Annotated in this window: 14 protein-coding genes and 1 riboswitch; of the genes, 3 read left to right on the top strand and 11 right to left on the bottom strand. The window is 69.7% G+C overall.

The genetic code is table 11. From position 1 onward, the window contains the following. Positions 1 to 34: 34 nt before the first annotated feature. The 3 genes from AC0NZQ_RS08700 to AC0NZQ_RS08690 form a co-directional block, all read right to left on the bottom strand. Positions 35 to 1,528: an aldehyde dehydrogenase family protein gene (locus AC0NZQ_RS08700; RefSeq protein ID WP_474529316.1), complete on the bottom strand. Its 1,494-nt coding sequence runs from the start codon at positions 1,526 to 1,528 to the stop codon at positions 35 to 37. Between the two features lie 114 nt (positions 1,529 to 1,642). Further along, entirely contained in the window at positions 1,643 to 3,283 is a 1,641-nt protein-coding gene (locus tag AC0NZQ_RS08695) for a sigma-54-dependent Fis family transcriptional regulator (protein WP_474529315.1), read from the bottom strand. A gap of 87 nt (positions 3,284 to 3,370) precedes the next feature. Beyond that, on the bottom strand, positions 3,371 to 5,107 hold the full coding sequence (locus AC0NZQ_RS08690) for an AMP-binding protein (protein WP_474529314.1): 1,737 nt from the start codon (positions 5,105 to 5,107) through the stop codon (positions 3,371 to 3,373). A gap of 182 nt (positions 5,108 to 5,289) precedes the next feature. On the opposite strand from AC0NZQ_RS08690, the gene AC0NZQ_RS08685 reads away from it, so the two are divergent. The 3 genes from AC0NZQ_RS08685 to AC0NZQ_RS08675 all read left to right on the top strand — a co-directional run bounded on the left by AC0NZQ_RS08685 (position 5,290) and on the right by AC0NZQ_RS08675 (position 10,320). Continuing rightward, the gene (locus AC0NZQ_RS08685; RefSeq protein ID WP_474529313.1) at positions 5,290 to 5,922 is read left to right on the top strand and encodes a hypothetical protein; all 633 of its coding nucleotides are present in this window, start codon (positions 5,290 to 5,292) and stop codon (positions 5,920 to 5,922) included. A 322-nt stretch (positions 5,923 to 6,244) separates the two neighbouring features. Next, complete coding sequence (locus AC0NZQ_RS08680) at positions 6,245 to 8,440, top strand: ATP-dependent nuclease (RefSeq protein ID WP_474529312.1); 2,196 nt, start codon at positions 6,245 to 6,247, stop codon at positions 8,438 to 8,440. After that, positions 8,437 to 10,320: a UvrD-helicase domain-containing protein gene (locus AC0NZQ_RS08675; RefSeq protein WP_474529311.1), complete on the top strand. Its 1,884-nt coding sequence runs from the start codon at positions 8,437 to 8,439 to the stop codon at positions 10,318 to 10,320. Before AC0NZQ_RS08680 ends, AC0NZQ_RS08675 begins: the two co-directional genes overlap by 4 nt. A 76-nt stretch (positions 10,321 to 10,396) precedes the next feature. On the opposite strand, the gene atzF is transcribed toward AC0NZQ_RS08675, so the two are convergent. The 8 genes from atzF to AC0NZQ_RS08635 all read right to left on the bottom strand — a co-directional run bounded on the left by atzF (position 10,397) and on the right by AC0NZQ_RS08635 (position 20,226). Beyond that, positions 10,397 to 12,019, bottom strand: coding sequence for an allophanate hydrolase (atzF, locus tag AC0NZQ_RS08670; protein ID WP_474529310.1), 1,623 nt, complete (start codon positions 12,017 to 12,019; stop codon positions 10,397 to 10,399). Next, positions 12,016 to 14,034, bottom strand: coding sequence for a 5-oxoprolinase/urea amidolyase family protein (locus AC0NZQ_RS08665; RefSeq protein WP_474529309.1), 2,019 nt, complete (start codon positions 14,032 to 14,034; stop codon positions 12,016 to 12,018). Before AC0NZQ_RS08665 ends, atzF begins: the two co-directional genes overlap by 4 nt. Then, the gene (locus AC0NZQ_RS08660; RefSeq protein WP_474529308.1) at positions 14,031 to 14,681 is read right to left on the bottom strand and encodes an urea amidolyase associated protein UAAP2; all 651 of its coding nucleotides are present in this window, start codon (positions 14,679 to 14,681) and stop codon (positions 14,031 to 14,033) included. Before AC0NZQ_RS08660 ends, AC0NZQ_RS08665 begins: the two co-directional genes overlap by 4 nt. Then, positions 14,678 to 15,376, bottom strand: coding sequence for an urea amidolyase associated protein UAAP1 (locus AC0NZQ_RS08655; RefSeq protein WP_474529307.1), 699 nt, complete (start codon positions 15,374 to 15,376; stop codon positions 14,678 to 14,680). Before AC0NZQ_RS08655 ends, AC0NZQ_RS08660 begins: the two co-directional genes overlap by 4 nt. Beyond that, entirely contained in the window at positions 15,373 to 16,899 is a 1,527-nt protein-coding gene (locus tag AC0NZQ_RS08650) for an amino acid permease (RefSeq protein ID WP_474529305.1), read from the bottom strand. Before AC0NZQ_RS08650 ends, AC0NZQ_RS08655 begins: the two co-directional genes overlap by 4 nt. Before the next feature lie 54 nt (positions 16,900 to 16,953). After that, positions 16,954 to 17,068: riboswitch (guanidine-I (ykkC/yxkD leader) on the bottom strand. Positions 17,069 to 17,216: 148 nt separating this feature from the next. After that, positions 17,217 to 18,194 carry an amidohydrolase family protein gene (locus tag AC0NZQ_RS08645; RefSeq protein ID WP_474529448.1) on the bottom strand — a complete coding sequence of 326 codons (978 nt, stop codon included), beginning with the start codon at positions 18,192 to 18,194 and terminating at the stop codon, positions 17,217 to 17,219. A 207-nt stretch (positions 18,195 to 18,401) separates the two neighbouring features. Next, on the bottom strand, positions 18,402 to 19,379 hold the full coding sequence (locus AC0NZQ_RS08640; protein WP_474529304.1) for an SDR family oxidoreductase: 978 nt from the start codon (positions 19,377 to 19,379) through the stop codon (positions 18,402 to 18,404). A gap of 28 nt (positions 19,380 to 19,407) precedes the next feature. Next, positions 19,408 to 20,226, bottom strand: a complete 819-nt coding sequence (locus AC0NZQ_RS08635; RefSeq protein ID WP_474529303.1) for an SDR family NAD(P)-dependent oxidoreductase — start codon at positions 20,224 to 20,226, stop codon at positions 19,408 to 19,410. Positions 20,227 to 20,293: the final 67 nt, after the last annotated feature.

Genomic DNA, 20,293 nt, shown 5'->3' with positions numbered 1-20,293 from the left:
GGTCGCCGCGGACGACGGCCCGACCCGCGAACGATCAGCTGCGAGGGATGACCGTGGTCTTGGTCTCGGTGTAGGCATCGAAGACGGCAGCGCCGTGTTCGCGACCCCAGCCCGACTGCTTGTAGCCGCCGAACGGCAGTGCGGGGTCGAGGACGTTGTAGCTGTTGACCCACACCGAGCCGGCGCGGAGCTTGCTCGAGACGCGCAGCGCCCGACTGACGTTCGTGGTCCAGATGCCCGCGGCCAGGCCGTAGATCGAGTCGTTCGCTGCAGCTACCACCTCGGCCTCGTCGACGAATCGCTGCACCGTCAGCACCGGTCCGAAGATCTCCTCGTCGACGACCTTCATCCCGGGACGGGTCTTCACCAGGACCGTCGGTTCGACGTAGAAGCCGGAGTCGCCGGCGCGGCCGCCGCCGACGACGGCCTCGGCTCCCTCCTCCCGGCCGGAGGCCAGGTAGCCCAGCACCGTCTGCAGCTGCTTGTCGGAGACGAGCGGACCGATCTGCGAGGTCGGGTCCAGGCCGTAGCCGACCTTCAGCTGTCCCGCGGCTGCGGCGAGACCCGCCACGACCTCGTCGTAGACCCCGGCCTGGACGAAGAGCCGGGAACCCGCGGTGCAGGCCTCACCCTGGTTGAAGAAGATCGCGGCGGCGGCGCCGGGGATGGCGGCCGCGAGATCGGCGTCGTCGAAGACGATGTTGGGCGACTTGCCGCCGAGTTCGAGCGTGACCTTCTTCAGGTTGCCGGCCGAGGCCCGGATGATGTGCTTCCCGACCTCGGTCGACCCGGTGAAGGAGATCTTGTCCACGCCGGGGTGCTCGGCGAGCGCGGCGCCGACCGTCTCCCCGTCACCCTGGACGACGTTGACGACGCCGTCGGGGAAGCCGGCGTCGCGGATGACCTCGGCCAGCAGCGCAGCGGTGAGCGGCGTCTGCTCGGCCGGTTTGAGCACCACCGTGTTTCCTGCGGCCAGCGCCGGCGCGAGCTTCCACGCGGCGAGCATGAGGGGGAAGTTCCAGGCGATGATGGCGCCGACGACACCGACCGGTTCGCGACTGGTGTACGCGAAGTAGTCGCCAGGGGTCGCCACCGCGCTCACCGGGACCGTCGAGCCCTGGATCTTGGTGGTCCACCCCGCGAAGTAGCGGAACCAGTCCGTGGTCAGCGCGACGTCGACGACCTCGGCGTAGACCACCGGCTTGCCGGTGTCCAGCGACTCCAGTACCGCGAACTCGGTGGCTCGGGACTCGATGAGATCCGCCAGCTTCCACAGCAGTCGGCCGCGCGCGGACGGGCCCATCGTGGACCAGGGGCCGTCCAGGGCCCGCCGGGCAGCGGCGACGGCCCGGTCGACGTCCCGAGCGGTGCCCCGGGCCACGGTCGCGAGCGATTCGCCGGTGCCCGGGTCGATGCTCTCGAAGGACTCCGCCGTCTCGGCGGCGACGTCCTCGCCGTCGATGTGGTGGTGCACGGGCCTGTCGAGGAACTGCGCTACTGCCTCGGGCAGCTCATGGGTGATGGTCAAGACAACCTCCGCAGGTGATGGGGACTGCTCATCGAGCTGTGGCCCAGCCTCGGCGTCGCAGCGACGGCTCGCTGTTCAGCCTCTGGACAGGCGCACCACCGCGGCGTCCCGCGATCAGTAGCTGGTGATCCGCAGCTGCCGGAGTCGGGCGTAGAGGGTCGTCCGCGACATCTCGAGTTCGCGGGCTGCCTGCAGCTTGTTGCCGCCGGCCCGCCGCAGCGCCATCACGATGACGTCCCGCTCGGCCCGGTCCCGCGGCGACAGCGGGCGGACGCTGCCCAGTGAGCGGTATTCGGCCGGGAGGTCGGTCAGGGCCACGCCCCCGGAGGCCACGGCCGACGCTGCCTGCCGGATCACGGCACGGAGCTCGCGCAGGTTGCCGGGCCAGAGTTGGACGGCCAGCGCCTGCTCGGCGGCCGGGGTGAGGTGGACGGAGGGATCTCGGGCGACCTCGGCCAGCATGAGCCTGGCGATCTCGGGGATCTCCGACCTGCGGTTGCGCAGCGGCTCCAGCTGCTCGCGGACATCGCAGAGTGCCGCCAGGGTGGCGGCTCGGCCGGTCAGCTCGTCGTAGGGTCCGGAGGTCAGCACCAGTGACGCCGCGGGGCGGCCGCGATCCGCCTGCGCCGACTCCAGACTGTCGATGATCAGTTCCACCAGCGGATCCGGCAGCAGGTCGATGCCGTCGACGCAGACCACGGCGCCCAGCCGCTCACGGCTGCTCGTGAAAGCGCGGGCCCAGACGTCGATGCCGTCCAGCAGGGCGGCCCCCGCTCCGAGATGCGTGGTCGGGCGCTCGCCGCCGATCTCGCGCGCCCGATGACTGCGACCGCTGCCCGGCTCGCCGGAGACCAGCGCCGAACCGAACTGCCCGGTCCGGCCGGTGCGTCGGGTCGGACTGGTCACGCCGGTCGGGCTCGCGGTCCGCGGTTCGACCCGCAGGACGGCACCCCGGTCCCCGGCCTGCCCCACCACCGCCACGGTGACGTCCTCACCGGAGGTGAGCACCAGGTCGACGGCGGCGGCGCGGTGACAGGCGGGGTCCTCGGCCAGGACGCGCAACATCGCGACGTCGGAGGCGCTGAGCAGGTCGGAGGCCAGCTGGTTGGAGAGGACCAGATTCTCCCCGATCGCCACGACGGCCCGACGGTGCAGCCCGTTCGCGACCTGGAACGCCGCCAGCAGGCTCCGCTCATGACTGCGGCTGCTGTCGAGCAGCCGCTGTTCGATGTCGCGGACGGTCCGGGAGATGAGCGGCGACAGCAGCGGGCTGGCGCGTCGCTGCAGGACCGAGACCCCCAGCACTCCCTCTATCCGTCGCGTCAGGGGATGGCGGATGGGCTCGCCGAAGCAGCTGAAGGCGCGAAGTGCCTCGGCGAAGTGCTCCGGTCCGTTGATGGTGCTGCTCTGACGCGTCTCGAGTGCGGTGCCCAGCGCGTTCGTCCCGATCGACTCCTCGAGCAGGCTGGCCCCTTCGCGCAGGTGGAGCAGGTCGAAGGAGTCGTGGACCCGCTTGTCGTCGAACCAGCGACGGACGAGTCGACAGTCTCGGTCGACGAGCAGGGTGCAGAGGTCGCTGCCGCGCAGTGACTCCTCCAGCTGGTCCAGCAGCGGAACGGCACTGAGCAGCAGCGCCGAGTTCGGATCGGGCGGTCCCGCAGCCGGGGAGGGGAAGGGGGCCACCGGGTCGACGCCAGCGAGGTCCACTCGCCGCCAGGAATCGGCTATCTCGGTGCGCAACGGTGTGGGTGTCATCGGTTCGCGATCATGGCAGCTGCGATGGGCTCCGCCATCGAGACGAGGGACCGGAAGTCGACCTCCAGCGACAGCCTGCCGACGACCTCAGCGGGACCGCAGCTCGGGGAAGTCGTCGTCGCGGAACTCCCCGCTCGGTCTGCTGCCGGCCACCTCCACCTCACGGTTGCGCAGTTCCACCCGCCGGATCTTTCCCGAGATCGTCTTGGGCAGGCCAGCGAACTCCAGCCGCCTGACGCGCAGATAGGGCGGCAGGTGCTCGCGCGCGTAGGCCAGCACCGAGCGTGCCGTCTCGGCGTCCGCGCTGTGCCCCGGCACGAGCGTGACGTAGGCCTTGGGGACGGCCAGTCGCACCGGGTCGGGTGCCGGCACGACGGCGGCCTCGGCGACGGCGGGGTGCTCGATGAGCACCGACTCGAGCTCGAAGGGGCTGACCTTGTAGTCCGATGCCTTGAAGACGTCGTCGGTACGGCCGATGTAGGTGAGGTAGCCGTCCTCGTCGCGCGAGGCGACGTCCCCGGTGTGGTAGTACCCGCCCGCGGTGGCCTCGGCCTGACGCTCCGGATCGCCCTGGTAGCCGGTCATCAGCGTCAGCGGTGTCGGGTCGAGGTCCAGACAGATCTCCCCCTCGCCGATGCCGTCGACCACGGCGTTGGTGACGGGATCGACCAGGACGACGGGCACACCGGGCAGGGGCCGACCCATCGATCCTGGCTTCACCTCCTGGCCCGGCGAGTTGGCGATGCTCGCGGTGCACTCCGTCTGGCCGAAGCCGTCCCGGATCGTGAGCCCCCAGTGCTGCTGCACCTGGTGGATCACCTCGGGATTGAGGGGTTCACCGGCTGCGATCGCCTCACGCAGCGTGCCGGCGCCGCCGGAGAGATCGGCGTTGATCAGCATGCGCCACACCGTGGGCGGCGCGCAGAACGACGTCACCCGCTCCCGACGGAGCTCCTCCAGCAACCGCTCGGGGTCGAAGCGGCCGTAGTTGTAGACGAAGACGCACGCCTCGGCCAGCCACGGCGCGAAGAAGTTGGACCACGCATGCTTGGCCCAGCCGGGGCTGGAGATGTTGAGGTGCACATCGCCCGGTTGCAGGCCGAGCCAGTACATGGTGCTGAGGTGCCCGACGGGATAGGAGCGGTGCGTGTGCTCCACCAGCTTCGGCCGGCTCGTCGTGCCCGACGTGAAGTAGAGCAGCAACCGGTCGCCGCTGCGGTTCCCCGGATGCGCGAGCGGGGCGACGTCCAGCTCGTCCGCCGCTGCGAGCGATTGCCACCCCGCGGGCGGCGGCCCCGCGCCGGTGACGAGCCGGACCGGAACGCCGGGAACCTCGCCGAACTTGTCGGTCTCGACCGGGTTGCAGATGACGGCCTTCGCCACGCCACGCTCGGCCCGGTCGACCAGTTCGGCCGTCCCGACCGCCGTCGTCGTCGGCATGACGACGGCGCCGACCTTGATGACGGCCAGCATGGCGACCCACAGCTCGACCTGGTTGCCGAGCATCACCATCACGCTGTCGCCACGGCCGACACCGAGGCCGAGCAGCAGGGTGGCGGCACGGTCCGAGCGCCGCGAGAGCTCGTCGAACGAGTAGGACCGGCGGGAGCCGTCCTCCTCGACGATCGTCAACGCCGGCGCGAGGTTGTCGCGGGCGATGACGTCGAACCAGTCATGGGCGAAGTTGAACGACTCTCCGACCTCGGGCCACGAGAAGGTGGCGACCGCCTCGTCGTAGCTCGTCCGGACGTCGAGCAGATGGTCCCGCGCCGCGCGCAACGCCGTCGTCGCCGCTGACGGCCGGTGGCTGGCCGAACTGATCATCGCCGCTCCTGTCTGAACGCCGGGATGGCCCGTCGTGGGGCCATGGTTCAGCGTGCGCGAAGCGGCGGGTGTTCAACCTTTGGACGACAGACGGCGCGACCGTTTCCGGGTGGATCATCGGATATGCGATCGGACGTCGAGAGGAGCCGTAGCGGCTCAGCGCTCCGCCGTTGTCACGCGTAGTGGGCAACCTCGACCAGATTGCCGTCGGGATCAACTGCGTACAGCGAGGTGATCGGACCGCACGCCCCGCCCAAGAAACCGCGCGAGCCACCGAGGACAACGCCACCCGCGTTCAGACCATCCGGGCCGAGACCGGCACCGCCGTCGAGGCGATTGCTCGCCTCAGCGAGGTCATCCGCCAGATCAGCGACTACCAACTCACCATCGCCACCGCCCCCGACTCCACCACCACTGCACTGTCCCAAACCCGCATTGCCATCGACGACTCGCCCGGACGTCCACACAACTCCGCACCGCCACCACCGGCTTCACCCACGACGACACGGCGACGGCTCGGTGACCAGCGGTGTCAGCGATCTCGCGCGCGGTCGAGCAAGGTTCCGACGCCGCCTTTACGTCCGCTCCCCACGCGGTCACAGGTCCGGTCGTGCGAGCTGCCGCCGCGCTGCAGAGGACGCGTCGACCTTCGCAGCGTGGAGCCGATTGCGAGCGCCGACGACTCCTTCCCGTGGTGCCGGTTCGATCTCGATCTGGTCGCCCCGAATCCGCAGCACCTTGATCAGCTGCAGCACGCGTTCACTCCTACACAGCAGAAGATCTGTCGCGTCGCCTTGGCGGTATTGGCCCATTAAGATGTGAGCGAGCCCGAGGCACGCGCCCTGACACGAGGAATCTGCGAGACCGGAGCAATCGGTATAGACCACCTCGCCGACCGCTTACGCCACTGCATTCTCGAATACGTGGAGCGCACCCCAACAGCGCGATGCGCTTGGTGCACACTCGACGAGAGCTACCCGGCGCCGAACGATAGGCTCCTCACCGATTCATTCAGGCAGAGCGGTGCACTGGCCACGACCCTGACGACGACGCCGGACATGGTGACCACCGACATGGCGGGCACCTTCTTACGGGCGCGGGAGAACACCAATTTTCTGTTTCGGCTACGGGGGCGTCATGCGCATCAAATGTTTTCGCGTCGAGAACTTCCGACGATTGAAGAATGCACGGATTGATCTCGATCCGGGCCGAACGATCTTCGTCGGTGCCAACAACAGCGGCAAGACGTCTGCGACTCATCTGCTCCAGCTGTTCCTCTCCCGGCAGCCACGGGCACCATTCCAGATCTACGACTTCACCGCAGACTGCTGGGCAGCGTTCAACGCCTTCGACACCGAGAGCGGTGACGCCGACGCCGACCTCCCGCGGATCACGCTCGACCTGTGGTTCGACGTCGACGAGGACAACCTTCATCGCGTGCTTCCGCTTCTGACAAGCCTCGACTGGGCGGACGAACCCGTCGGCGTACGCATGGTCTACGCGCCGAGAGACGGCGCCAGCCTCGTGACCAACTACAAGGAGGCGCGCGCCAAGGCCGAGGTGGCCGTGGGCGACGCACAGTCTGCCTACAAGCCGTGGCCCCAATCGATGGTTGACTACCTCACCAAGCAGCTCCAGCGGGAGTACGAGATCAAGTATTTCGCGCTCGACGCCACGCAATGTGACGCCGACCTGGTGCTCACCGATGACCGGCACGCCTTCTCCCTCGGCACCCACACCAGCGGGGCGGCCAACATCCTCGACTCCCTCATCCGCATCGACTTCCTCAATGCGCAGCGACACCTCTCGGATCTCGACTCGCACGGGAGAAGTGAGGATCTGTCGAAGCGGCTGAGTCGGTTCTACGAGCGCAACCTGCAAAAGCTCGACAGTGACCTGGATGCCCTCGGCGCGATCGCCGAGTCGGAGGAGAAGCTCACCCGGCACTTCGCAGACGTCTTCGGCCCCACCCTGGACCGCCTCGGCGAGGTCGGGTATCCCGGTGTCGCAAACCCCGGCCTGGTCGTCAAGGCGTCCTTCGACGCCTATGACATTCTCACCACCGGCGCCAAGGTTCACTACGCATTGCCGACAGCCGACGGGGGCACGGCGATCGAGCAGACGCTCCCCGACCAGTACAACGGCCTCGGCTTCAAGAACCTCATCTACATGGTGGTGGAGGTGCTGGACTTCCACTATGCGTGGGCCGAGGCCGAAAAGGATCGACCGCCGATTCACCTGGTCATCATCGAAGAACCCGAGGCCCATCTGCATGCTCAGCTGCAGCAGGTGTTCATCCGGAAGATCATCGAGATCTTGCCCGAGGCCGAGGCAGACTTCCAGACACAGCTGGTGGTCACGACGCACTCGCCCCACATCATCTACGAGAGCAGCTTCACACCGATCCGCTACTTCTGCCGATCGGCCGGCCCTGATGGCCTTCAGTGCAGCGACGTCAAGAACCTGTCGACCTTCTACGACAACGAGGAAGTTGCGACCCGGGAGTTCTTGCAGCAGTACCTCAAGCTCACTCACTGCGACCTGTTCTTCGCCGACGCCGTGGTTCTGGTCGAGGGCAACGTTGAACGACTCTTGCTACCGCTCGTCATAGAGCGGTCAGCGCAGGAACTCCGGTCGTGCCACCTCACCATTCTGGAAGTGGGAGGTGCGTTCGCGCACAAGTTCGCAAAGCTCGTCGATTTTCTCGAGCTGCCCACACTCGTGATCACCGACCTGGACAGCGTGGCTACGAAGGCGGTCGCCGATGCGACGACGGATGTCGTTGCCACCAAGCCGGGCGCATCGTCGGCCTGCGAGGTCGAGACACCGGGGGCCGTGACCTCCAATGCGACGTTGAAGCAGTGGCTACCGAAGATCAACAGCATCGGTGGCCTGCTGGCGGCACCACCCGAGGCGAAGGCGCCGCCCCGCGCGGACGGAACGGCCGGTCTCGTTCGCGTCGCCTACCAGACCCGCGAACCTGTGACGTGGAAAGGCGCGACCGAGGAACGGGCGGGGAGGACTCTGGAGGAAGCTTTTGCTCTGCAGAACCTCGCTTGGACGCAGAGCACCGAGGGCGCGTCGCTGGGCCTCCGCATCGCCGAGGCCGCCGAGCTCTCGATCGACGACCTCCATCGCGCGCTCTTCCTGCGCGTCCGGGACTCCGGCTTCGACAAGACCGCGTTTGCGCTGGGAGTGATCGCCGCCGCCGGGCAGGATTGGCAGGCCCCGGGGTACATGGCAGAGGGACTCCGGTGGCTGCAGGCGAAGCTCGAACTCCTCGCACCGGCAGAACTCGCCGCCTCGCTGGCCGAGGGGTCTGACGCGCCATGACGTCGAGACTCGCCACACCGGACACTGCCGCCGACGAGGAGATACGGCAGATCCTGGATGGTGATGAACTTGCCGGGTTCACCGTGGTCGCCGGCGCCGGTTCAGGAAAGACCACATCGCTGGTGAAGGCACTGGCCCACATCACGCATACCCGCGGGCCGTCCCTGCTGGCCAAGACGCAGCGCGTCGCGTGCATTACCTACACCGAGATCGGCGCCCGCGAGATTCATGACGAGATCGGAAACGATCCGCTCGCGGTGGTCTCCACGATCCACAGCTTTCTCTGGATGCTGATGAAGCCGTTCCAGCGGGATATTGGCGCGTGGGTGGAGACACATGTCGACGAGCTGATCGCGCAGCTCGAGCAGAAGCGGGCCGGTTACTCGCCACGGACGCGCGAGACGACGAAGGACAAGGACCTGGCTGATCTGGCCAAGCGCCGACGACAGCGGGCGGCCGTCGAGCACGTGACAGCCTGGACCTACGGGATCGGCGCGGACTACAGCCGCGGCGTCGTCGGCCATCACGACATCATGACGATGACGCCGGAACTGATCCTCGAACGTCCGCTGCTGGCACGTCTGGTCGCGCGCCAGTTCCCTTTCATCCTCGTGGACGAGAGTCAGGACACCTTTCCCGAGGTGGTGCGGTCCCTCAAACATGTCTGGTCCCTCGCGGGCGGGAAGATGTGCCTGGGATTCTTCGGTGACCCGATGCAGCAGATCTACCCACAGGGCGTTGTCTCGGTGTCCCGGGAGCCCGGCTGGCGCGTGGTCGCCAAGCCCGAGAACTTCCGTTCGTCGCGTCGCGTGCTCGCCTGTGTCAACGCCGTACGTGGCGAAGGCGATTCGTTGCAGCAGCAGACCGGGCTCGACGAACAGACCGAGGGCGAGGCCTTCTGTTTCGTCCTTCCCGCCGATGACCAGCGTGGCGAGCGATTGGAGTTGGTACGCGCCTGGTTGGACGAGCACAGCCAGGCGGGGAACTGGTCGCGCGGCGACCACGACGGTGGCGCCAAGATCCTCATGATCGTGCATCGCATGGCCGCGAAGCGGCTCGGATTCGAAGGCCTGTACTCCGCCTTCCATGACCACAAGTCTGCCAGCCTGGCGCAGGCCTTCGACGATGGTCACGCGTGGCCACTCACGCCCTTCCGGGACGTCATCGTTCCCCTCTGTCTCGCACCCGAGGCGAGGCCGACTGCGGTTCTGGACGTTCTGCGAGCACACAGCCCGCTGTTGCGCTCCGGCCAAGCCACTCGACAGCTTAAGGCCGCTATGGCGTCCGCGAAGGACGCTGTTACGCAGGTGCGGCAGCGTGCCCGGCATTCGAGCGACGCAAAGCTGGGTGACGTGCTTCGGCTCGCGGCAGAACACGGCCTCCTCGAGCTGGACCCGCGGATGGCCGCCGCTCTGTATCCCGAGGGCGAGCAGGGCGACGTGGTCCTGGACGAGACGACACGCGACGTCCTGGAGGCGATGAGCGAATGCGGCGTCTCCGAGCTGCAGGGGTACTACACCTACGTCAACCAGGAGTCTCCGTACGCCACGCAGCACGGCACGAAGGGCTCGGAGTTCGAACGGGTGATCGTCGTCCTCGACGACGACGAGGGCCGGCACTTCCAGTATTCCTACGACAAGTTGCTGGGCCTCAAGGAGCCGTCCGCACAAGACGTCGAGAATCAATCGAAGGGTCTGGACTCGACGATCGAGCGCACCCGCAGGCTCTTCTACGTCTGCGTGTCCCGCGCTCGCGAGTCCTTGGCCGTCGTGCTCTTCGCCGCCGACGTCGGCCGTGCCGCCGAAGCGGTGCGACTGTCGGCGATCGGCCCGCACGTCGACATCCTGACGGTCGACGACCTCCACGCGAGCACGTCGTGAGGCTGCCAGAGGTGTGCGCTCGTCAGAGGAAGGCGGCAGCGAGCCGAAGGCGCACCTCCGCGTCGCCGCGCTCGGCTCACCGGGCGCGCGCGAGGTAGGCGCGCCAGGAACCGTACCCCGTGATGTCCTCCCCCACCTGCGTCGGATCGGCCACGAAACCAGTGACCACGCTGCCGTCGGCCAGCTCCACCTCGCCGAGCGACAGCGGCCGGGCGACCGTGGGCAGGACGGCGCCCAGCCCGTCGGCCGGCAGATCCCACACCTCGACCTCGACACCCTCGACGGGGCCGCCGGCGCGCACCAGTCCCGGCCGGGGGAACGCCCCCGGCACGACATGCATCCGATACCCGGCGGCCGTCCGCGTGCGCGAGTGCAGGACGCCCCCCGCCGCCACGAGGTCGACGTTGCGAGGCTGGCCCGACAGGTGCGCGCCGGCCACCGCGAGCAGTGAGCGAGAAGCCACCTCCGGCTGAGCTTCGCCGGTCCAGCGGGACGCGAGGTCCAGCAGCGGCCGGTCCGCGAAGGCGGGGGCGAGCAGCTGGACGCCGAAGGGCAGCCCGTCGCGCCGTGGGGCGGCCGGCACGGCGACGGCGCAGAGGTCGAGCAGGTTCACCATGTTGGTGAACCTGCCGAGCCGGGCATTGGCCCCGACGGGATCAGCCGCGACCTGCGCCAGCGTCGGATGGCCCGGCGTCACGGGCAGCAGCAGCGCGTCCGCCCCGAGGAACACCGTCGCGGCCGCCGCGGCGAGCTCGGCCAGTCGCCGCAGGTCGGCATAGACCCGCGTCGCCGGGAGGTCCGCGGCGGAGAACACGATCGACCGGACCACGGGATCCAGCTGCGGGCCGTCCTGGAGGAGCAGGTGACCGAAGGCCTCGAGCCGCTCGGCGAGGAACGCGCCGCCGTAGAGCAGCTGCGCGGCGTCGAGGAACGCGGTGACGTCGACGGGGACCACGTGCCCGAGGGTGTCCGCGTGCCGCAGAGCCGCCGCCCACGCCTCGGCGTGCTCGTCGTCGAGGTCCAGCGGTGCCGCCGGCACCGCGATCACCCGCATCCGTCGGGCGACACCGGCCGGCAGCTGCACCGGCATGGGCCGGGAGTACGGGTCGTCCGGGTCCGGACCGAGCAGCGCCTCGAAGGCGGTGCGGGCGGTGGCGACGTCCCGGGCGAAGATCGAGACGCAGTCCAGCGACGGGCACGCGGGCATTACCCCGGTGGTGGGGAGCAGCCCGCGGGTCGGCTTGACCCCGACGATGCCGTTGAAGGCCGCCGGCACCCGACCGCTGCCCGCGGTGTCGGTGCCGAGCGCGACGTCGGCGAGCCCGGTGGCCACGGCGACGGCCGAGCCGGAGCTGCTGCCACCGCTGACGTGCTCGGTGGAGAAGACCGAGTGGCAGGCGCCGTAGGGCGAGCGCGTCCCGACCAGGCCGGTGGCGAACTGGTCCATGTTGGTCTTGCCCACCAGCTCTGCGCCGGCCGACAGCAGGCGCGCCACGACGGTGGCGTGCGCGGTCGCCGGGGTGTCCAGCGCGGGGCAACCGGCGGTCGTCGGCACACCGGCGACGTCGATGTTGTCCTTCACGGCGACGCGCAGGCCGGCGAGCGGACCCTCCCCGGCGCGGAACGCCGCCGGGTCGAGGCGAGTGATGAACGTCGGCTGGTCGACCGCGGTCGCCACCCGCGCCCGGGTCGCCGTCACCGTGCGCTCCAGGCGTCGCGCTCGGCGTCGAAAGCCGCCCGCCGGCCGGTGCGGAACGTCGCGATCTCCTCGGCGTGCGCAGCCTCGAGGGCGTCCACCTCGGCGAGGGAGAAGCTCGCCGGACGAACGTGGAGCGGCGCCCCGTCCTTGACGGCCGCACGCTGCTCGGCCAGCTCGTCGGCGGTGACGGGGACAAAGCGCAGCCGGTCGAACTGCCGCAGCAGCCATGGCCGTTCCGGCGAGCCGGGGACGTGCCGCCACACCGGGACGGTCCGTCCCACCAGCTGGTAGCCGCCCGGCCCCTCCATGCCGTAGACGCAGAGGTACACCCCGCCGATGCCCACCGCGTTCTGCGGTGTCCAGGTCCGCGCCGGGTCGTACTTGGTCGTGACGAGCCGGTGTCTCGGGTCGATCGGTACCGCCACCGGGGCGCCGAGGTAGACGTCCCCGAGGCCCACGACGAGGTAGGTCGCGGCGGTGACGACGTCGAAGACGTCCGAGCGCTCGCGCAGCCCGTTGATGCGGCGGATGAACTCGACGTTGTCCGGACACCACGGCGCGTCCGGGCGCACCGAGCGGGCGTAGCGCGCCATGGCCTCGTGGGCCGCCGGGTGGTCCAGCGCGAGCGGCAGCGTCACCTCACGGACGTCGAGCTGCACCGAACGCGGGTCCGGGACGTCGGCGGCCAGCTCGAGCAGCAGCTGCCCGAGCGTTGCCGGCGGCAGCACCCGCTCGTCCACCTTGACGAGGACCGATCGCACGCCCTCGACGATCTCCAGCACGCCGGGACGGGTGACCGCTCGCAGCTCCTCGGCCAGCAAGTGCATCCAGAAGCGGACGGTGAGGTCCAGGACGGGCTCGCCCGCCTCCAGCAGCACGTGGTGGTCCCCGGCGCGCCGCACGGTCAGCGACGGCGCGAACCCCGTCGCGGGCGCCGCGGCGAGCACCGTGTGACGGTCGTCCGAAGGACGCGGGAGCGCGGGCAGCGACGTCCGGCCGGCGAGTGAACGTTCGAAGACCGTCGCCACCGCGGCGGCCGGGTCGGCGAGCAGCGTGTCGCGCTCGCGGTTGGCCGCGGCCGCGTCGTCCGCGCTCACCGGTACCAGCCGCACGGTGTCGCCGGGACGCAGCTGGGCCAGCTTCCATCGGTCGGCCCGCACGACGACGCACGGCACGACGAAGCCGCCGAGGCTGGGGCCGTCCGGGCCGACGATGACGGGCGTGTCGCCGGAGAGCATGACGCCCCCGACGGGATACGCGCTGTCGTGGATGTTCGACGGGTGCAACCCCGCCTCGCCGCCGTCGGTGCGGGCCCAGCGCGGCGCCGGACCCACCAACCTGATGCCGGTCCGGTCGGCGCGGTGGTCCACGGCCCAGGTGGTGTCGAAGAGCGCCTCGACGCCGTCGGTGGTGAGGTGCTCGGGCGCCCCGTGCGGCCCGGCCAGCACCCGCAGCTGCCAGTCGTCGGTGAGCGACGGCAGCACCGGGGCGACGTCCAGCGGGGCGCGGAGGTTCTCGGCGCGGCCGATGATCAACTCGTCACCGGCTTCGAGGGCCCGGCCGTCGAACCCGCCGAAGCCACCGAGCAGGAAGGTCGAGCGCGACCCCAGCTCGGCGGGCACCGCGATGCCACCGGCCACAGCTACGTAGGCACGCATTCCCGGCGCGCCGCAGGGACCGACATCGAGCACACCCCCCGCGGGGACGACGGTCACGACGCCGGGCCGTACGGGACGGCCGTCGAGGGTGGCGGCCGGGACGGCACCGGCGAGGCAGACGAGTGTCCGCTCGGCAAAGCGCAGTACCGGCCCGGTCATCACCGCCTCCAACCCCGCCGCGGTCTCGTCGTTGCCGACAGCGCGGTTGGCCAGCGCGAACGACAGGTCGTCCCACGCCCCGGACGGCGGCACGCCGACGTCCCAGAGGCCGCCGCGACCGGTGAGATCCTGGACCGTCGTCTGCACGCCGGCCGCGGTGACGGTGACGGTGCGGGTAGCGGCGCGGAGGGCGGTCACGACGCGTCCCATCGCAGCAGCCGGATCGGGGTCGGGTCCCACCCGTTGCACGGGTTGTTCAGCTGCGGGCAGTTGCTGATGAGGACGAGAAGATCGCGGTGCGCCGTCATCTCGACGTACTTGCCCGGCGCGGACAGCCCGTCCTCGAAGGTGAGGCCGCCGGCCGCGGTGACGGGCACGTTCATGAAGAAGTTGATGTTGGGTGCGAGCAGACGCGGACCGATGCCCGCGGCGGCGCCGTAGCGCAGGAAGGTCTCGCGACAGGCGTGCTGGTGCCGGGTGTGCCCGCCGTAGCGCACGACGTTGGACTCCTGGGCGCAGGCGCCGCCGATGGTGTCGTGCCGACCGCAGGTGTCGGCGGTGATGGTGGCGAGCACGTCGAGGTGCTGCGACAGCAGTCGGGAGCCGGCACGCAGGTACACGTTGCCCTGCTCGCGGACGGTGTCCATGGCGCTGTAGCGGTTGCCGAGGTCGTGCGCGTCGTAGAAGAGCGTGTCGCACGCCTGATTGCCGAAGAGGTCGACGATCCGGAAGGCGGAGCCCGCAGGGATGCGGCCGAGGTAGCCGTCGCCCGATCCGACGGTGACGTCGAGGTCGGCGTCGTCGATGACGTGCGGGCTCTCGACGGTGGGCAGGGTGGCGGTCATACGAAAACCTCCTTGGCGGCGGCGAGGGCGCGGGCGCTCTCGGGTCGCAGTCGAACGGACGGGTCGTCGTCGCCGTAGGGCGCACCGACGAGCACCTCGGCCAGGACGGGTCCCGGTTGCCAGCGCGGATCGAGTGGGTGCGGCGCGGTGCTCAGCACCACGAGCAGGTCGACTTCGGCCCGCAGCGTGACGGAGTCGCCGCTGTTGGCGTGGCCGGGGGTCCAGGCGAGCGAACCGTCGTCATCGGTCGCGACCTTGCTGAAAAAGTTGACGCTCGGGTGCAGGTCGTCGGCATCCCGACCGTGTTTGAGCAACTCCGCGTGAAGTCCGAAGCGGGCCGACCGGCGCCAGGCGTTGCGGTCCTGCTGGTAGTCGGTCTCGCCGAAGGCGGCGGCGTGACCGTCCAGGCCGTGGCCACAGAGCGCGTCGTGCCACGGCAGCGTGGACGACACGACGGAGGCGAGGCCCAGACCCCGGTCGGACATCAGCACCATCGGCGCCGCGATCCGGGCGCTCATCTGCGCCTTCAGCGTGTCCGGCACGTTGAGCCGGTCGACCGTGTCGTGCGCGGGATAGATCAGGGTGGAGCAATTGACGCCGTCGGCCTGCGCGGTGAGCCGGAGCAGCCGGCCTGCACGCAACAGCACCGACCAGGCGGCACCGCCGGGGATCTCGTGGGTCAGCAGCGAGCTCATGCGGTCACCTCCGCGCCCGGCGCGGGGTCGAGGGCAGCGGCGGCGCGCCGATTCTGCGCCCGCTGCGCGAGGAAGGCGACGGCGCCGACGAGGACGGCCCCGCCGAGGAAGAGTTCGGGGAAGAACCGCAGGTACCACTCCGTGCCGAAGACCTTGGCACGCGGCCACCCGAGGTTCACGGCCATGAACAGGCCCCAGACGACGGCGACGATGTTGACCGGGACGCCCCACCGCCCCAGCGAGAAGAGGCCGGCCTCGGCGCGCACTGCGCCCTGGAGGCGGCGCACCAGCAGCGGGATGGTGACCATCAGGTAGGCGATGTAGAGCAGCATGATGCAGACGCTCGACAGCGCCAGGAAGACGAGGCTGTTCTTGACGTTGACGTAGAGCAGCGCGACGGTCAGGACGCCGACCACCACGGCGGGCCGGATCGGTGTGCCGGTGCGGCGGTTCACCGTGGCCAGCCCCGTCGAGAACGGCAGCACGTGATCACGCGCCATCGAGAACATCATCCGGGTGGTGGCGGTCTGGATGGCCAGCGTGCAGACGCTGACGGCGATGGCGACGTCCAGTAGGAAGATCCGGCCCAGCGTGTCGCCGAGACGGCTGGTGAGGACGTAGGGCAGGCCCTTGGCCGGATCACCGAGCGAGCCGTCGGTGACGCTGGGGGCGGCCATCAGGGTGGCGAGCAGCATGAGCGCGCCGCCGAGACCCGAGACGACGAGGGCCCGGATGATGGTCCGCGGCGCGGTACGACGGGGATTGCGCGTTTCTTCGGACAATTCACCGGCGCTGTCGAAGCCGACCATGACGTAGGCGGCCATCAGACCGGCGATGATGAACGACCAGAGGTAGCCGGCACCGTGGCCGACACCGGCACCCGTGTGCAGCACGATGCCGGGGCCGCGCTCGGAGTGGGCGAAGAGTGCGATGACGAGCAGCACCACACCGACCAGCTCGCAGCTGACGCCAACGCTGTTGATGATCGACATCACCCGGACCCCGACGGCGTTGATGGTCGTGGTGATGACCAGCAGCAGGCTGCCCAGGATCACCGCGTTCTCGGTGGGGTTGTCGACCAGGTCGAAGCCCGACCAGACGGCGGGCAGGACGACCTGCAGCGCGATGGCCGCGGCGGCCACGGTCACGACCTGCGCGACCAGCATCAGCCAGCCCGCGGTCCAGCCCCACAAGCGGCCGCCTAGACGGGTGGCCCACTGGTAGATGCAGCCGGAGATCGGATACCGGGCGGCGAGTTCGGAGAAGCAGAGCGCGACGAGCAGCTGACCGACGAAGACGATCGGCCAGGTCCAGAAGAAGGCCGGTCCACCGAAGCCGAAGCCGAAGCTGAACAGCTGGAAGACCGTGGTGAGGATGGAGACGAAGGAGAAGCCAGCGGCGAACGAGCCGAAGCTGCCGATGCTGCGGTGCAGGTTCTGCGCGTAGCCGAAGGTGTGCAGATCCTTGGCGTCTGCATCCGACGCTGGTGCGGTGCTGGTGGGTGGATGGACCACTGCGGTCATGCCGGCCTCCGACGATCGGTGCCCGGTACCGCATCCACAGCCCGGGCCAGTATGGCCTCCCGGGCTTTTCTCCCGCCGTGGAACGAGGCCCCGCACCGCTGCGGCCGTCTCGCCTGCATCTCTCGGACCAGACCCACCCTGCGGTGGCGGAACCCTAGACGCGCCCCGCACTGGTGCGGGTCGTGGGAGAGCCTCTGCCCGTCCCGTTTCGACCGCAGGTCACGTCTGTAAACGCTGGGTAACCGAGTCTGCTACTCGGCTCACCTCACACCGCAGTCGGGCAACAGGACGCGGCATGCCTGATACACCATTTCTGCTCAACCGTGCGCAAACAACTTCCGAGCATTGCGCGTGGTGAGAGCACGCCAGGAGTCGTCGCGCGGTTGCGGGGCGCTGTCGATGGATGCCACCTGCCGAGCTGCGCTGGAGACAGGGGTCCAGCAGTAGTCGCTGCCGTAGAGCAAGCGGTCAGAGCCGAAGGCCTCGACCATGATCGGGACCTGCCGCGGGAAGGGGGTTCCGGCCATGTCGAACCACAGCTGCGACATCTGGTCCGGGACCGTCGGCCCGTCAGCGGGGTCGTCGAGAAAGACCGAGCGGAACAGCTCCATACGTTCCGCCAACAACGGCAATGCTCCGCCCCCGTGGGTGAACACCCAACGAATGTCGCGGTAGCTGGTGAGAACGCCACTGAAGACCAAGTTACTGACAGCGCGGGCCGAGTCGAAGATGAATTCCAGCATCGGGCGTGGTCGGCCGAGCGCGATCTGCTCGGCGTGCGGGGGCGACGTCGGGTGCACGAACACCACCGCCTGCCGCCTGTCCAGCTCCTCGTAGAGCGGTTCGTAACGTCGATCGCCGAGGTAGACACCCGCGACGTTGGTCTCGAGCGTGACGCCGTCGCTACCCAGCTCGTCGAGGGCACGGGTGAGCTCGGCGAGGGCACCGTCGACATCGGGCAACGGCAGCGAGGCGAACTGGCCGAACCGGTCCGGGTGGGCGCGGCAGATGGCGGCCCCGGCGTCGTTCACCTGCCGGGCCAGCAGGCGTGCAGCATGGTCCTCACCTAAGTGCACGCCGGGCGAGGAGATCGAAAGCACCGCTCGACCGACGTCCCACTCGTCCATCAGCCGCAGGTGGTCGTCAGCGCTCCAGGTCGGCCAGCCGGCCATGCCGTCCGGCCGCTCGTGCCCCGCTGCCCGCGCGGCATCGACGTAGCCGGCGGTCAGGAAGTGCGCGTGGACGTCGACCAGCGGTGTCCGTGCCGGGGAGCTCAACGCGCCCCACCTGCACAGAGCCCCAGCCGGCGCGGATCGACGACCAACGCAGAACGCCACGAACAGCACCGGGCCCGCGGCGGAGCCGGCACGACATCCACATCGGCCGCGAACGCAGCAGTCCTCGGACCATGCTGACGACCGATGGTCACCACGTCACGGGCGAACCTCGATGACGACCGCTCCGGCACGACGACATCATTCCCGAGGAATCGGCCACCCTCCCTAAGCCTGGTCGAGAAGCCGGGCGGCGGTGCGCCTGACGAAGTCGAGGTGGGACGTCGCGGGTCGGCCAAGCAGCGTGGGGAGCGTGTCGAGGTCACCGGCGGGCAGCCCGTGCCGGTCGTAGTAGCTCATCATCCGCATGTAGTTCTGCCGGGCATCGGCCGGCCAGCTGCCCATGTCGCGGGCGTTGCGCGCCGTCTTCACACCGCGGGCGAGCTGGGGCGCCGACCGCAGCCGGGTGGCGATGAGTGACCGCGCGGCGGCGGGTCCGAGGGCCCCCGCCGCAGCCAACGGGTTGAGCAGGGTGCGCGGCGGCAGCCGGACGGCGGTGACGTCACGCTCGAGCACCGCGGCCCAGTCGCGGGCCATCTCGTGACGGGTCAGCTCCTGCGCCGACAGGTCGTAGGTCATGCCGACGTGGTCGTCGAGCCGGAGCAGCACGGCTGCGGCCGCGGCGGCGACGTCCTCGACATCGACGACACCCATGACGCTGTCGGGAGAGACCGGATAGGGCATCAACCCGGCGAGCAGGAAGTCCCACACCTCGAGGTAGTTCTGCATGTAGTGCGACGGGCGCAGGACGGTGACCGGCAGCCCGGAGTCCCGCAGCACCTGCTCCACCCGCAGCTTCTGATGATGGTGCGTCAACGCCTCGATGTCGGGATGGATCACCGAGTGGAAGACGATGTGGGTCGAGCCGCTCAGCCGGGCTGCGGCGACGAGCCGCTCGGCGACCGGGACCTCATCGATGAGCTGGGTCGGGGCGGCGTGATAGACCGCGTGCGCGCTGAGGACAGCGGCCTCGAGGTCGCCGGGGGCGCGCAGGTCGCCGATGACGACGTCGGCGGCGCCGTCCTGCCGGGAGAGCCCGGCCTGGGCATCGTTCTTGACGAGGGCGCGGACCTTCTCGCCCTGCTGCGCGAGGGCGCGGACGAGCGGACGGCCGACGCCACCCGCGGCGCTGGTCACCAGAATCATCGCTGCCTCCTGATCGGTCGTGCGGTGGTCATCGTGCGGACCTGATCGGTCGCAGCAGCCGGGCCACGGCCGGCAACAGGACCCGCCTGGGCACGAACTTCGCCAGCCGCGCGGTGGCGGCGTTGTCGAGGCCGGAGACGACTGTGGGGGGTGGGTGACGCCGCGCCAGCGTGCGGAGCCCGGTCGCGGCGACCTGCTCAGCGGTCTGCATGCGCTGTACGCCGCCGACCGTGGCGGCGGTGTCACCGACGACATCGAAGAACTCGGTGCGTGTCGGCCCCGGCGCGAGGGTGAAGACGGTGACGCCGTGGGGTCTCAGCTCCTGCCACAGCGCCTCGGTGAAGCTCACCACGAAGGACTTCGCCGCCGCGTAGACCGCCATGGTCGGCACCGGTTGGAACGCGGTCGTGCTCGACACGTTGACGACGGCGCCGCGGCGACGGGCGACCATGTCCGGGAGGAAGGCGTGGCAGACGTCGACGACCGCGCGAAGATCCACCGCGATCTGCTGTGACAGCGCGTCGCCGTCGGTCTCGACGAAGGGGCCCTGGGTGCCGAACCCCGCGTTGTTGATCACCAGGTCGATCTCGCCGTCGACCAGTTCCCGCAGTCGCCGCCCGGCCCGTTCGACGCTCAGGTCCAGTCCGACGATCGAGCACCGCACGCCGTGGGCCCGGCTCAGCTCGTCGGCCAGCGCGCGCAACCGCTCTTCGCGTCGCGCGACCAGCACGAGGTCCCACCCGCCCACGGCCAGCGCGCGAGCGAAAGCCTCGCCGATGCCCGAGCTCGCGCCAGTGATCAGGGCACGGCCGGGGGCCAGGGCAGAGCGGACCGCGGTGACACGCACGTCACGAGCTAAGCGGCTCGACGTCCACGACGGCATGGACCAGGAACCACAACGGCGGCTCCGGATT

Source organism: Jatrophihabitans sp. sgz311053 (assembly GCF_056135305.1).
This window is presented reverse-complemented; position numbering and strand designations above follow the sequence as displayed.